This window comes from Tritonibacter sp. SIMBA_163 (genome assembly GCF_046535935.1).
Taxonomy (GTDB): Bacteria; Pseudomonadota; Alphaproteobacteria; order Rhodobacterales; family Rhodobacteraceae; genus Epibacterium; species Epibacterium scottomollicae.
Map to the genome: position 1 here is coordinate 217,262 of NZ_JAWJBP010000003.1, position 13,839 is coordinate 231,100.

Below are 13,839 nucleotides of genomic sequence, written 5' to 3' on the forward strand. Positions count from 1 at the left end.
AAAACGGCAGGTCCAGCCCGCAGCGGCTGCAAAGACTGTACCCGCACATTGGAATCATTTGCCCAAGGGTCTGTTTTTGCCCTAAACGCGGGCCATGGATCATTTTCTCTATCGCGATGGCGTTTTGCACGCCGAAGATGTCCCCGTAGCCGAGATTGCCGCTACGGTGGGCACGCCGTTCTACGTCTATTCCACCGCGACGTTGCTGCGCCATTTCCGCCTGTTCGACGAGGCATTGGAGGGCACCGACCATCTGGTCTGCTACGCGATGAAGGCGGCCTCCAATCAGGCCATCCTGAAGACGCTGGCCGAGGCGGGCGCGGGCATGGATGTGGTGAGCGAGGGCGAATACCGTCGCGCCAAAGCCGCAGGCGTGCCGGGCGACAAGATCGTCTTTTCCGGCGTTGGCAAGACGGCTGACGAAATCCGTTACGCGCTGAGCGGCGGCATCCGCCAGTTCAACGTCGAGTCCGAGCCGGAGATGGAGGTGATCAACGCCGTCGCTTTGGAGCTGGGCACGACCGCGCCGATCACCGTGCGGGTGAACCCGGATGTGGACGCCAAAACCCACGCCAAGATTGCGACGGGAAAATCGGAAAACAAGTTCGGCATCCCCATTGCGCGCGCCCGCGAGGTCTACGCCCATGCCGCCAGCCTGCCGGGGCTTGAGGTCATCGGGATCGACGTTCACATTGGCTCTCAGCTCACGGATCTCGACCCGTTCCGCCTTGCTTATCAAAAGGTTGCGGATCTGACGCAGGCCTTGCGCGAGGATGGCCACGATATCCGCCGCCTCGATCTTGGGGGCGGGCTGGGCATTCCCTACACGCGATCAAATGAAGCCCCGCCGCTGCCGGTCGAATACGGCCAGATGATCAAGGAAGAGCTGGGCCATCTGAATTGCGAAATCGAAATCGAGCCGGGCCGGTTGATTGCCGGCAATGCGGGTTTGATGGTGTCCAAGGTGATCTACGTGAAACACGGCGAAGGTCGCGATTTCCTGATCCTCGACGGTGCGATGAATGACCTGATCCGCCCGGCGATGTACGAGGCCTACCACGATATCGTGCCCGTCACCGAAGCCACGCCCGGCGTTGAGCCGCAGCCCTATGATATCGTCGGTCCTGTCTGTGAAAGCGGCGACACCTTTGCCAAGGCGCGGCTTATGCCGCCATTGGAAGCGGGGGATATGGTCGCCTTTCGCAGTGCCGGGGCCTATGGCGCGGTGATGTCGAGCGAGTATAACTCCCGCCCGCTGATCCCCGAGGTTCTGGTGCATGGCGATCAATTTGCAGTCATTCGGCAACGCCCGACCTTTGACGACATGATAAATCGCGATACCATCCCGGAGTGGCTCTGACCGTCACGGCAGTCCCGACCGCGCATGTGAAGCCACACATGCGGTCGGGCCTCCGGGGGCAGTGGCCACACGACAGGCGGCCCCGTCTTTGCCGGGCCGCGCGCGGAGGCAGAGCGGTATGACCGAGCACATCCCCCCCGACACAGCTGTCGAGGAGCACCCGACCCAGAGCGCGGCGGCGCTGGCACCGCTGCGCCGTGCATTGACGTTTACGCGTCTGGGTATGGTGGCAGAGCGGATCTGGCGCGCCTTCTGGCCGCTGGCCACGATCCTGTTTCTGGCGCTTGGTCTGGTGCTGCTGGGGATACTCGACTGGATCCTGCTGGAGGCCGTCTGGACACTGGCTGTTCTGGTGGCAACAGGCGCCGTCGCCGCGCTGATCTGGGGAGCATGGCGTTTTCGCTGGCCGACTCGGTACGAGGCGCTGTTGCGACTGGACGAGACCCTTCCGGGCCGCCCGATTGCCGCGATTCTGGACACCCAGGCCTCCGGTGCGCGGGATCCCGCCTCCATCGCGCTGTGGCGCGCCCATCAGGATCGAATGGCAGCCCGCGCGGCGCAGGCCGAGGCGCCGGCGCCCAACCTGCGCATCGCGGATCGTGACCCCTATGCCCTGCGCTACGTGGCGCTTCTGGTGCTGGTGACCGGGGCGCTGTTCGGCACTGCGTGGCGCACCGGGTCGGTCGCTGATCTCATGCCGGGCAGCGGCACCGCGGGCCTCTCGGGGCCGACGTGGGAAGGCTGGGTGGAGCCGCCGCGCTATACCGGTCTGCCAACGCTTTACCTCGGTGACATGACGGACCCGTCGCTGCGCATTCCCGACAACAGCCAGATAACCCTGCGGTTTTATGGCGAGGTTGGCGATCTGACCCTGGCCGAGACCATCTCCGGCCGCACCGGAGAGCTGCCCTCTGCCTCCGAACCCGAGCAGAGCTTTGTGGTGACGCAGGCGGGCAATCTGACCATCGACGGCCCCGGCGGGCGCGATTGGCAGATCGAGGTGATCGAGGATGAAGCCCCGCGCGTGTCCATCGCCGGGGAGCCGGACCTCTCCGCAGATGGCACCCTGACGCTGCCATTCAGCGCCTCTGATGATTATGGCGTGGTGGGGGGCAGTATCGTGATCACCCTTGATGAGGACGCGTTGGACCGCCGCCACGGCTTGGCCACCACGCCCGACCCCCGTGCGCCTGTCGAGCTGGCCTTGCCCCTGTCCCTGACAGGGGACCGCCGTCTGTTCAGCGAGGCGCTGGTCGAGGAGTTTTCGGCGCACCCTTGGGCGAATATGCCGGTAACCTACAGCTTCAGATCCGAGGATGCGGCCGCGCAGCAGAGCACGCCTGCAACCCTGTCCGCGCCGCTGACTGCCCGGCGTTTCTTTGACCCCATGGCGGCGGCCCTGATCGAACAGCGCCGCGATCTTCTCTGGGCGCGCTCCAATGGCCCACGTGTGGCGCAGATCCTGCGCACACTCACACATCGGCCCGAGGACGTCTTTCACGACATGGGCAACTACCTGCAACTGCGCACCATTCTGAAGCGGCTGGAAGGCTATACCACCGAGGCAGAGCTGAGCGCCGAGCATCAGGACGAGATTGCAGCGGCTCTCTGGGCTCTGGCGAACCAGCTTGAGGATGGCGATGTCGGCGACGCGCTGGCGCGCATGCAACAGGCGCAGGAACGTCTGAGCCAGGCAATGCGCGATGGCGCCAGTGACGAGGAAATCGCGCGCCTCATGCAGGAGCTGCGCGAGGCAACGCAGGATTACATGCGCCAATTGTCGCGTCAGGCCCAGTCCGAGGCCGAAGGGGAGGACGGGCGCGAGAGCCGGGACAACGCCATTCAGCTCAGCCAGTCGGATCTGCAGGCGATGATGGACCGCATTCAGGACCTCATGGAGCAGGGCCGCATGGCGGAGGCAGAGCAGGCGCTGCGCGAGTTCCAGCAGATGATGGAGAATATGCAGGTCACGCAGGGCGAGGCCGGAGAGGGCAGCAATCCCGGGCAGGAGGCGATGGAAGGGCTCGCGGATACATTGCGCGAACAGCAGGGCCTCTCCGATCAGGCATTCCGCGACCTGCAGGAACAGTTCAATCCCAATGCGCAACGTGGCCAGAGCCAGGGCAACGAAGGGCGCAATGGCGGCCTTGGTCGCGGCGACAGCCATGAGGGTGGCGGCGAAGGGGGCGAGGGCAGCGATGGCCAGTCACCCGGCCAGCAGCAGGGGCAACAGCAGGGCGAAGGCGGACAGGGATCCGCCGGTGGCAACAGCCCCGAGGATCTGGCGCAGCGTCAACAGACCCTGCGCAACGAACTGCAACGCCAACGTGACGGCCTGCCCCTGGGCGGCGCCGAGGGCGAGGCCGCACGCGACAGCCTGGATCAGGCCGGCCGGGCCATGGAGGGCGCCGAGGAGGCCCTGCGCGGAGGCGATTACGCAGAAGCCATCGACCGCCAGTCCGAGGCCATGGAGGCCATGCGCGACGGTATGCGGGCATTGGGCGAGGCCATGGCAGAGCAACAGCAGCAGGGCCAGCAACCCGGCACTCAGCAAGGGCAGGGCAATCGACAGGGCAACGCGCTGGACCCTCTGGGCCGGGATCGCGGGGGGCAGGGCGGTGATACCTTGCGCTCGGATACCATCGGCAACGGGCAGGCCTATCGCCGCGCTTGGGATCTGCTGGAGGAAATCCGTCGCCGCGCCGGCGAACGTGAGCGCAGCGAAGGCGAACGCAACTACCTGCAGCGGCTGCTCGACAAGTTTTGATGCAGAGATGCCGACGCAAAAGCCGCGCAGCCCGGAAGGGGATGCGCGGCTTTGCTCTGTGGTATCGGCCGTTTATTCTGCGGCCAGCGCCTTGGCTTGCGTATCCAGCCACAGCCGCCACTGATCCACCCAGGCCACGTAGCCGCTGATATAGGGATCGGCCTGCGGCAGCCGTTCGGCAATGAGCGGCGCATTTGTGTAGACGAGGATCGCCGCCACCATCAGCAGAATCACCAGCAGGAACCCCCGCGAAAACCCGCTCTTGCGCGGGGCGGGGCGCTCCGCGTCCACGGGCGGTGGCGCAGCTTTCGCCTCTCCGGGGCCGCTGGTGTTGATCTCTTCGATATCTGGCAACAGGCCACGGCGGGATGTGACCTCCGGCGCGGGACGGTCGGGCGGCGGTGACGGTTGTCCCTGCATCCGCGCCACGCGATCCTGTGCTTCACGGGTCCGCCGGGCGGTTTCATCTTCGGCTGGGGTCTCAAGACCCAGCTCCGTCTGGGTTTCAAGCCCCTCTCCACCAGACCGCAGGGCCTCCTCGCGCATCGCCTCTTCGCGCAACACGCGCGAAACCTCCGGATCGAGCCGCCGCCGTGGCGCCGCCTCTGCGGTTGCCGGAGGCGGGACCGCCATATGAGACGGCGCCTCTGCCGTGTCGTCCTCTTCGTCGTCGTCATCCGAACCGTCAGCCGCGGCATAGGCGGGGCTGTCCACAACCACGGAGGGCTCCTCCTGCGGCGCCTCGGAGCGCGCAGTCTGCACCTCCGGCTCTGGCGTGGGCGGCCAGGGGTCTTCTGGTTCCGGCTCGGGCACCTCCTGCGGGGTGGGGTCTGGCTGTGGCTCAGGCTGTGGTTCAGGGATTGGCTGCGGTTCCGGGGCGGGCTGCGGCTCTGGCTGGGCTGGCGGAACAGGGTCCGGTTCGCGTTCTGGCGCGGGAGAGGGCGCGGCCTGCACCGGTGCGCTATCCTCTTCCGGGGCCGCCTCCGCCTGTGCCTGCATCTGAGCGGAGGGTTGGAACCAGGTATCGCCGCAATTGGAGCATTGCACATCGCGCCCGTCGTCCGGGATCACGTCCTCGGGCACCTCATACTGTGCGCCGCAATTGGGGCAAATGAGTCTCATCCGGTCTCCTTGGTGGGCCTTCTGACCGCGAAAAAGTGAATTCACCCGTAATCATAGTAACTTCCTGAAAGGCAAGAAAGAGCCAATCCCCCCGCAGATGGCAGTTTGAGCCCATCTGAGCGACCTGCGCACCATTGAAACTGCCGCAATGCTCGTGCAAAACATCGCGATGGAACGCGGGACGACCGCAATACACCGGGCTGGGATGCAATCGTGATCGAACTCGAAGATGTGGGCTATAACTATGGCGGGGGAGAGCTGTTCAGCAACCTCTCGGTACAGCTGGCGCCCGGCTCGTTCCACTTTCTGACCGGCCCCTCCGGCGCGGGCAAGACCACGTTGCTGAAGCTCTGCTACGGCTCCCTGACCCCCACCGCGGGCCGGGTGCGCGCCTTCAACATGGACGTGAAGGGGCTGGATCGCGACCAGATGGCCTATCTGCGCCGGCGTGTCGGCGTGGTGCATCAGGACTGCCGCTTTCTCGATCACCTGCCGGTGGTGGAAAACATCGCCCTGCCGCTGACGGTCTCGGGACGCGGGCTGACCGAAGAGCAGGCCAACCTGAAAGAGCTGATGAACTGGGTCGGCCTCTCCGAGAGGATGGACGCGCTGCCCCCGGAGCTTTCTGGCGGCGAGCGTCAGCGTGCGGCACTGGCCCGCGCGGTGATCCTCAGCCCCGATGTGATCATTGCCGATGAACCCACCGGCAACGTCGACTGGGAAATGTCGCAGCGCCTGCTGCGCCTGCTGGTCGAGCTCAACCATATGGGCAAGACGATCCTTGTGGCGACCCATGACCTGCCGCTCATTCGCGCCGCCAAGAACCAGGTGCAGGCGCGGGTGCTGCGATTGACGAACCGACAGATCGTCTCGGCGGGAGCGGACCTATGAACGCGCTGCGGGCCCTTATCATCGGCGATGCGCAGGCGGACCGTGTGGTGCCGCCTTCGGGCTTCACCGCCCAGCTGACGCTGTTCGTCTCCGGCGCCATGGCGTTTCTCTGTGTTTTTGCGCTGGCCCTGTCGCTGGCCTCTGGCCGGGTGGCCACACGCTGGTCGGACGAGCTGGCCCGCGCCGCGACCCTGCGCATCAATGCTCCCGCTGAACAGCGCGTCGCCCAGACCGAGGCGGCGCTGCAGATCCTGCGCCAGACGCCGGGCGTGGCCAAGGCCCGCGCCCTGACAACGGACGAACAGGCCGCGCTGCTGGCGCCCTGGTTCGGGGCGGGGATCCCGCTTGATACCCTGCCGGTGCCGCAGCTGATCGAGGTGACAGAAGACGACCCCGGCTATGATGCCCAAGGGCTGCGCCTGCGCCTGCAGGCCGAGGTGCCCGGCGCGGTGCTGGATGACCATGCCCGCTGGCGGCGCCCTCTGGTGGAGGCCGCGATTGCCCTGCGCCGTTTGGGCGTGGTGTCGATTCTGCTCATCGGGGGGGCCATGGGCGCGATGATCACGCTGGCCGCCAATGCCGCCCTGGCCGCCAATGCGCAGGTCATTGAGGTGCTGCGGCTGGTGGGCGCGCAGGACAGCTACATCGCCCAGGCCTTCGTGCGTCGCTTCACCCTGCGCGCCCTGACCGGGGCCGCCGCGGGGGTGGCTCTTGGTATGATCGGGGTATTCCTGATGCCCGAAGCCTCGGAGGAGGGCGGTTTCCTCACCGGGCTGGGCTTTCAGAGCTGGCGCTGGCTGCTGCCGCTCATCATTCCGCCTGTCGCGGCGACAGTGGCCTTTGTCGCCACCACCCGCGCGGCCCGCAAACGTCTCGGAGAACTCGCGTGACCCTTGGTTTTCAATATCTGCGCTCGCTGCTCTACATCTTTCAGATCTATGTGGCGATGCTGGTGCTGGGCATCGTCTTTGCGCCTTATGCGCTGCTGTCAAAGAACGGCGCGCGCCAAGCCTGCAAGACCTACGCCCGCTGGGCGATCTGGTCGGCGCGCTGGATGGTTGGTATCCGCTCCGAGGTGCGCGGGACCGTGCCCACGGGCGAGGTCATCATCGCCGCCAAGCATCAGAGCTTTCTCGATATCCTGATTATCTTTAACGCCCTGCCGCAGGCCAAGTTCATCATGAAACGAGAGCTGATGTGGACGCCGATCATCGGCGTCTATGCCAAGCGCCTCGGCTGCATCCCTGTTGATCGCGGCAAGCGCGGTGCGGCGATCACCCAGATGGTGCAGGATGTGGCGCGAGAGTTTTCCGAGCCCGGCCAGCTGGTGATCTACCCACAGGGCACCCGTGTCGCGCCGGGCGCGCAGAAGTCCTACAAGGTCGGCAGCGGCGTGCTCTACGTCGGACTGAAACAGCCTTGCGTGCCGGTGGCGACCAATGTGGGCCTGCTGTGGCCGCGCAGCGGCATTCTGCGCAAACCGGGCTTGGGCACGGTGGAGTTTCTCGACCCGATCCCGCCGGGAGAGCCGCGGGACGTCTTTATGACCGAGCTGGAAACACGCATTGAAGCCCGGTCAGATGCATTAATGGCAGAACTGGGATTTGACAAAGATGAACTTCGTCGCATCGATTGAGGACCTTGAGGCGCTCTACGGGACACCGGGAGCGCCTTCTTTACGAAAAGTGGCGCGGCAGATGACGCCGCTCTATCGCAAATGGATCATGGCGTCTCGCTTGTGCATGCTGGCCACGGTCGGCCCCGAGGGCACCGACGACAGCCCGCGCGGTGATGACGGTCCGGTGGTGCTGGAGCTTGACCCCGGCACGCTGGCGCTGCCGGATTGGTACGGCAACAACCGCATCGACAGCTTGCGCAATATCCTGCGCGACGGGCGGGTGTCGCTGATGTTTCTGGTGCCCGGTTCAAACAATGTGGTGCGGGTGAATGGCACTGCCAAAGTGACCGCCGACCCCGACATGCTGCAGCGGTTTGAGAAGGCGGGTAAGCTGCCGCGCACGGTCATCGTGATCTCGATCCGGGAAATCTACAGCCAATGCGCCCGCGCCCTGATGCGGTCGCGGATCTGGACCTCTGGTAACGAGGCCGAAGGCCTTCCCTCGATGGGGGAGATCCTCGCCGAGCAGACGGCTGGCGAAGAAGGCGGTCACGCCTATGATGAGGAATGGGCCCCCCGCGCCGCCAAAACCTTGTGGTGATGCGTGACTACTGGAGCGGTGCGGAGCGCAGCAAAGGACGGTTTGGCGCCGCGAACATGAGAATGCTGCCTGCGCTATCACCCCAATCGGGAAAGGCGAAATGCGCAATCCCCCACCGCTCCGGGGAGTACACCGCCCCCAAGAACCACCCTTTGGAGAGGGCCTCATCGCCCATTTTGGCCATAGGATCATAAGCCAGTTGTGGGAAATCTACGCTGACGATTTCCTCAATCAGTGGCAGTAGGGCCTCCGCATCTTGGTAAAGAAGGGGGTGTGGGTCGAAGGTGGAAATCTCACACCGCCGCTTTTCGCGTTCAACTAAGCTCATAGATTGAGGATCAATCCAAGCTTTTCCCCCCAAAATATCATGTGTCCTTGTCAGCCCCGACAGCAGCGCGTCGGGACTGTCTCCGGTCAGTATGGGGGCAAGACAGATACCATAAAACAGTTCGGCAATACGTTCCGCGCGTGATTGCTTTGGCCAGATCTGCGATGCCGCGCCAAGCCCTATCGCAAAACCTGCGACAACGATCCAGAACAGAATGCGTTTCTTCAAAACACAGCCCCAAAAATCCGCCGGTGACCTGTTTTGGCCACCAGTGCGCTTGCCTCAGCTCATCAACAACTCGCCCACAAGGATCTGCGGACGGATGTTGGTGAAATTGGCCACATCATCAATGATCACGCCGCCCTTGTCCCCCATGGCCGTGTCGAGGGTCTCCTGATCGGGAAAGGTGATGGTCGCGATCAACAGATAGGGCGGCGGCACATCCGGCCCCCCGGCCAGCCCGCGCGAGGCCTCGACCGTTTCCATCAGATCGCCCCAGTGTTCCTCGATCAGGGGCAGATGGGTCTCGGTGTAATAATCATAGTCAAACGTCGCCTCATCGGAGGCGGGGTAGAGCACTTGCAGGCTGATGGTCATTGGCATGTCTCCTGAGTAGGACGCAAACGGCCCGCCAATAGGCGGGCCGCTGGTGATGGACGCGCCGGGGCGCGTTGCCCGAGTTGGGCTTAACTGTGGATCGCGCCGTCGCCGCAGGCAAGGGCGGCTTCGCGTACGGCCTCGGAATAGGTCGGGTGTGCGTGGCAGGTCAGGGCCAGATCTTCGGCAGAGGCGCCGAATTCCATCGCTACGCAGATCTCGTGGATCAGGTCGCCGGCGCCGGGGCCGATGATCGCTGCGCCCAGAATCCGGTCGGTTTCCTTGTCTGCGATCAGTTTGACAAAACCGCCCTCGGCCTGATGCACGGCCTTGGCGCGCGCGTTGCCCATGAACATGAACTTGCCGGTCTTGATCTTGCGGCCCTCGGCCTTCAGCGCGTCCTCGGTGGCACCCACGGTGGCCACTTCAGGCGTGGTGTAGACCACACCCGGAATGACACCATAGTTCACATGGCCATGCTTGCCCGCGATCACCTCGGCGACGGCCATGCCCTCGTCCTCGGCCTTATGCGCCAGCATCGGACCCTCGATGACGTCGCCGATGGCATAGACGCCTTTGATATTTGTGGCCCATTGCGCGTCGGTGGCGATCTGGCCGCGCTCGGTCATCTTCACTCCCAGCGCATCAAGGCCGAGGCCCTCGGCATAGGGTTTGCGGCCCGTTGCGACCAGCACCACATCGGCGTCGAGGGTCTCTTCCTCGCCACCTTTTTTCAGCTGGTACTTGACCTTGCCCTTGGTCTTGGTGGTCTCGACGCCCTGCACGGCGGCGCCCATGATGAAGCTGAGACCCTGCTTTTCCAGGATGCGCTTGAAGCCGCGCTGGACGTCCTTGTCCATGCCGGGGCAGACCGCGTCCATATATTCGACCACGGTGACCTCGGCGCCGAGGCGCGCGTAAACCGAGCCCAGCTCCAGACCGATGACGCCTGCGCCGATGACGACCATTTTCTTTGGCACCTTGGGCAGCTCCAGCGCGCCGGTGCTGTCGACCACGATACCCTTGGCGTTGTCCACCTCGACACCCGGCAGGGCGGAAGGAACGGAGCCGGAGGCGATCACGATGTTTTTGGCCTCATGGGTGTCGTCGCCGACCTTGACCTTGCCCGCCTCGGGGATCGAGGCCCAGCCTTTCAGCCAGTCGATCTTGTTCTTCTTCATGAGGAACTCAACGCCGCCGGTGTTCTGACCGATGACGTCATCCTTGTAGGATTTCATCTGATCCCAATCGACCGAGGGGCTTTTGCCCTTCAGGCCCATGGCGCCGAAGTTATGTTCTGCCTCATGCAGCATATGGGTCGCGTGCAACAGCGCCTTGGAGGGGATGCAGCCCACGTTCAGGCAGGTGCCGCCAAGGGTCTCGCGGCCTTCGACAATGGCGGTCTTCAGGCCCAGTTGGGCGCAGCGAATGGCGCTGACATAGCCGCCGGGGCCTGCACCGATGATGATGACGTCATAGGATGCCATGGGTCATGTGCTCCTTTGGAGTTGAGCGGGGAGGGGGCGCTGCCCCCGGCCCATGCGGGCCTCCCCCGAGGTATTTGTGAAAAGATGAAGATGCGCCCGATAATGTCCAGAGCGAATTTGTTCGATCTGAAGGATCATCAGAGCGCCTCCGTGATGGTGATTGGGGTTCCGTTTGGAACGAGAGACCAGATCTCGCGCATCTCGGTATTCGTGACTGCGATACAGCCGTCGGTCCAGTCCCGCATCAGGTGCAGTGCGCCCAGGGCCCCCCAGCCGTTGGGCAAGCCGTGGATCATGATGTTGCCGCCGGGATCGCGCGCGGCGGCTTTGGCTGCGGCCTGGTCTGCGGCATTGGGGTAGGAAATATGCAGGCTCAGATGCGCGACGGAGTTTGGATTGCGCCAGTCGATTTCATAGCGGCCTTCGGGCGTGCGTTCATCGCCCTCGGACTGTTTGTGACCTGCGGGTGCAGCGCCAAGCGAAATATCGTAGCTGCGGATGGTTTCGCCCGCACGGCGCAAGTGTAGCGCGCGGGTGGATTTGATCACAAGGATCTCATCCGCCTGTTCGTGGGCTTCGGCCATTGGCGGCGGTGTGCCCGAGCCCGCGCGCGCCATCAGCTTGGTATAGCCGAAGGTGGCCACGCCAAGCCCAAGAACGAGCACGGTCGCCCGCAGGATATGCCGGGCAAGTCTCACAGCAGGGCTGCCACCAGCATGGCGGCTGTCGCCAGATACCCCGCCGCCCAGATGAAGCTGCGCCAGGGCACCCAGCCAAAGGCATAGGCCGGGATGTAGAGCACGCGCGCGCCGAGGTAGGCAAAGGCGCAGACGGCGGTGACTGGCGAGGAGGCTTCGGCCAGAGTAACCACCACGCAGGCAATCGAGAAGAGGATCAGCCCCTCGAAGTGGTTGTTCATCGCGCGATAAAGCCGTGCGGTGCGTTTGGAGACCTGATCCTGCAGATCGCCGCCAAGGCGGTCGCGGTCGCGCGGCGACAGGGTCTTGCCCTGGCCGAGTTCCAGGTTGGCCGGCACTGCCATCAGGGCGATCTGGATGACCTGCAGGAGTGCGGCGAGGGTAAGAGCGGTGAGTTCGGGGGTCATTGTTCAGTCATCCCTGTAAGCGCGATGAATACGCCCACGACAAAAAACATAAAGGCTAAGAGCAACGGCCCTGCCTGAATGACTAGAAGCCAGCTAGAACGATCAAGCTTCGATGGAGCGTCTCGACCTAGGCGCGCCTGGCTGACAATAAACGACGTGAATAGGGTGATAACGCAAAAGACAAGCCCGCCAAGTAGGCACGTAAGAGCAAGTTTGATTTGCGACACATTCACTGAAACCGGGCTGGCGGTGCTGATTCCACTAAGAAATGTCAGGATTACAATGAAGCCTCCAGAGCATAGTGTCATCATGGTCTTGATGGAGAACATGCCAATTTCTTTAACAAGATCGGCTTCATGCTTTCGATCTATACCCGGCTGATCGTCCATATCGCACTCCGAAGAAACGCGGCTGCCCACGCGGCAGCCGCGTTCTAAATTTACAGATCCATCAACAACCGGCGAGGATCTTCCAGCGCTTCTTTGACGCGCACGAGGAAGGTCACAGCGCCTTTGCCGTCGACGATACGGTGGTCATAGGACAGCGCCAGATACATCATCGGGCGGATTTCCACCTTGCCGTTGATCGCCATCGGGCGGTCCTGGATCTTGTGCATGCCGAGGATGCCGGACTGCGGCGGGTTCAGGATCGGGGAGGACATCAGCGAGCCATAGACACCACCGTTGGAAATGGTGAAGGTGCCGCCCTGCATTTCCGCCATCGACAGCTTGCCGTCACGCGCGCGCGCGCCTTTCTCGGCGATCGCCTTTTCGATACCGGCAAAGGACATCGCATCGACGTCGCGGATCACTGGCACCACAAGGCCGGTTGGCGTGCCGGCGGCAATGCCCATATGCACGAAGTTCTTGTAGATGATGTCGGTGCCGTCAATCTCGGCGTTGACTTCCGGCACTTCCTTCAGGGCGTGCGCGCAGGCCTTGGTGAAGAAAGACATGAAGCCCAGTTTCACGCCGTGCTTCTTCAGGAACAGGTCTTTGTATTCGTTGCGCAGTGCCATCACCTCGGTCATGTCGACCTCGTTATAGGTGGTCAGCATCGCGGCGGTGTTCTGACTGTCCTTCAGGCGACGGGCGATGGTCTGGCGCAGACGGGTCATCTTCACCCGTTCTTCGCGCGAGGCATCATCGGCAGAGACCGGTGCGCGCGGCGCGGCCGGAGCCGAGGTGGTCGCAGCAGGTGCGGATTTGGCTGCGGAAATCGCGCTTGCGACGTCTTCTTTCATGATGCGGCCATCGCGGCCCGAACCCTTGACCTGATCCGCGGAGAGACCGGCTTCGGCCATCGCCTTTTCCGCCGATGGCGCATTTGCGACGTCCTTGGACGCGGCGGCAGGCGCTTCAGCGGCCGCAGGTGCAGCAGCCGGGGCCGCCGCTGCCGTTGCGCCAGCGCCTGCAGAGATCACGCCCAGCTTGGCGGACGCCTGCACGGTTGCGCCTTCTTCGGCGCTGATCTCGGTCAGGGTGCCTGCAGCGGGGGCGGGCACCTCGACAGAGACCTTGTCGGTTTCCAGCTCACACAGCATTTCGTCCTGCGCGACGGTGTCGCCGACCTTCTTGAACCAGGTGGAAACGGTCGCCTCAGAGACGCTTTCGCCCAGGGTGGGCACCATCACGTCAACGGCGGCCTCTTCACCGCCCGATGCGGCGGCAGCGGGAGCCTCCTTGGTCGCAGCCTTGGGTTCCGGTGTTTCCTGCCCGGCCTCGCCAGCGGCGGAGATATTGGCCAGCAGGGCATCAACGCCAACGGTTTCGCCTTCCTTGGCTACGATCTCGGCCAGGGTGCCGGCCGCCGGGGCGGGGACCTCGACCGTGACCTTGTCGGTTTCCAGCTCGCAGAGCATTTCGTCCTGCGCCACGGCATCGCCGGGCTTTTTGAACCAGGTGGCAACCGTTGCTTCGGTCACGGATTCGCCCAGGGTGGGCACGCGCACTTCGGTGGTCAT

Annotated in this window: 14 protein-coding genes; 6 read left to right on the forward strand and 8 right to left on the reverse strand. The window is 63.9% G+C overall.

Features of this window, described 5'->3' with window-relative positions; all coding sequences use genetic code 11:
* Nucleotides 1–94: 94 nt before the first annotated feature.
* Nucleotides 95–1,360, forward strand: a complete 1,266-nt coding sequence (gene lysA, locus R0J92_RS07985; protein ID WP_411051301.1) for a diaminopimelate decarboxylase — start codon at nucleotides 95–97, stop codon at nucleotides 1,358–1,360.
* A gap of 118 nt (nucleotides 1,361–1,478) precedes the next feature.
* Complete coding sequence (locus R0J92_RS07990) at nucleotides 1,479–4,127, forward strand: TIGR02302 family protein (protein WP_411051302.1); 2,649 nt, start codon at nucleotides 1,479–1,481, stop codon at nucleotides 4,125–4,127.
* 72 nt (nucleotides 4,128–4,199) lie between these two features.
* Here the strand turns inward: R0J92_RS07990 and R0J92_RS07995 are convergent, their stop codons facing one another.
* Entirely contained in the window at nucleotides 4,200–5,249 is a 1,050-nt protein-coding gene (locus tag R0J92_RS07995) for a zinc-ribbon domain-containing protein (RefSeq protein WP_411051303.1), read from the reverse strand.
* Between the two features lie 213 nt (nucleotides 5,250–5,462).
* Here R0J92_RS07995 and R0J92_RS08000 point away from each other — a divergent pair, with 213 nt between their 5' ends.
* The 4 genes from R0J92_RS08000 to R0J92_RS08015 are packed head-to-tail and all read left to right on the forward strand — an operon-like array spanning nucleotide 5,463 to nucleotide 8,359.
* Nucleotides 5,463–6,140 (forward strand): cell division ATP-binding protein FtsE, encoded by a 678-nt coding sequence (locus R0J92_RS08000; RefSeq protein ID WP_106161683.1) that lies wholly within the window; start codon nucleotides 5,463–5,465, stop codon nucleotides 6,138–6,140.
* Nucleotides 6,137–7,030: a cell division protein FtsX gene (locus R0J92_RS08005; RefSeq protein WP_106161684.1), complete on the forward strand. Its 894-nt coding sequence runs from the start codon at nucleotides 6,137–6,139 to the stop codon at nucleotides 7,028–7,030. Before R0J92_RS08000 ends, R0J92_RS08005 begins: the two co-directional genes overlap by 4 nt.
* The gene (locus R0J92_RS08010; protein WP_106161686.1) at nucleotides 7,027–7,776 is read left to right on the forward strand and encodes a lysophospholipid acyltransferase family protein; all 750 of its coding nucleotides are present in this window, start codon (nucleotides 7,027–7,029) and stop codon (nucleotides 7,774–7,776) included. The genes R0J92_RS08005 and R0J92_RS08010 overlap by 4 nt, the downstream gene beginning before the upstream one ends.
* Nucleotides 7,754–8,359, forward strand: a complete 606-nt coding sequence (locus R0J92_RS08015; protein ID WP_411051304.1) for a pyridoxamine 5'-phosphate oxidase family protein — start codon at nucleotides 7,754–7,756, stop codon at nucleotides 8,357–8,359. Before R0J92_RS08010 ends, R0J92_RS08015 begins: the two co-directional genes overlap by 23 nt.
* Nucleotides 8,360–8,366: 7 nt before the next feature.
* Here R0J92_RS08015 and R0J92_RS08020 read toward each other — a convergent pair whose 3' ends face one another.
* From R0J92_RS08020 to odhB, 7 genes are all read right to left on the reverse strand, one after another.
* Nucleotides 8,367–8,915, reverse strand: coding sequence for a hypothetical protein (locus R0J92_RS08020; RefSeq protein WP_317384389.1), 549 nt, complete (start codon nucleotides 8,913–8,915; stop codon nucleotides 8,367–8,369).
* A 54-nt stretch (nucleotides 8,916–8,969) separates the two neighbouring features.
* Nucleotides 8,970–9,284, reverse strand: coding sequence for an EthD family reductase (locus R0J92_RS08025; RefSeq protein ID WP_411051305.1), 315 nt, complete (start codon nucleotides 9,282–9,284; stop codon nucleotides 8,970–8,972).
* Between the two features lie 89 nt (nucleotides 9,285–9,373).
* The gene (gene lpdA / locus R0J92_RS08030; RefSeq protein ID WP_411051306.1) at nucleotides 9,374–10,771 is read right to left on the reverse strand and encodes a dihydrolipoyl dehydrogenase; all 1,398 of its coding nucleotides are present in this window, start codon (nucleotides 10,769–10,771) and stop codon (nucleotides 9,374–9,376) included.
* A gap of 137 nt (nucleotides 10,772–10,908) precedes the next feature.
* Nucleotides 10,909–11,469 carry a L,D-transpeptidase family protein gene (locus R0J92_RS08035; RefSeq protein ID WP_411051307.1) on the reverse strand — a complete coding sequence of 187 codons (561 nt, stop codon included), beginning with the start codon at nucleotides 11,467–11,469 and terminating at the stop codon, nucleotides 10,909–10,911.
* Nucleotides 11,466–11,876, reverse strand: a complete 411-nt coding sequence (locus R0J92_RS08040; RefSeq protein WP_411051308.1) for an MAPEG family protein — start codon at nucleotides 11,874–11,876, stop codon at nucleotides 11,466–11,468. Before R0J92_RS08040 ends, R0J92_RS08035 begins: the two co-directional genes overlap by 4 nt.
* Nucleotides 11,873–12,265 (reverse strand): hypothetical protein, encoded by a 393-nt coding sequence (locus tag R0J92_RS08045; RefSeq protein WP_411051309.1) that lies wholly within the window; start codon nucleotides 12,263–12,265, stop codon nucleotides 11,873–11,875. Before R0J92_RS08045 ends, R0J92_RS08040 begins: the two co-directional genes overlap by 4 nt.
* A gap of 50 nt (nucleotides 12,266–12,315) precedes the next feature.
* Nucleotides 12,316–13,839: a 2-oxoglutarate dehydrogenase complex dihydrolipoyllysine-residue succinyltransferase gene (odhB, locus tag R0J92_RS08050; protein WP_317384384.1), complete on the reverse strand. Its 1,524-nt coding sequence runs from the start codon at nucleotides 13,837–13,839 to the stop codon at nucleotides 12,316–12,318.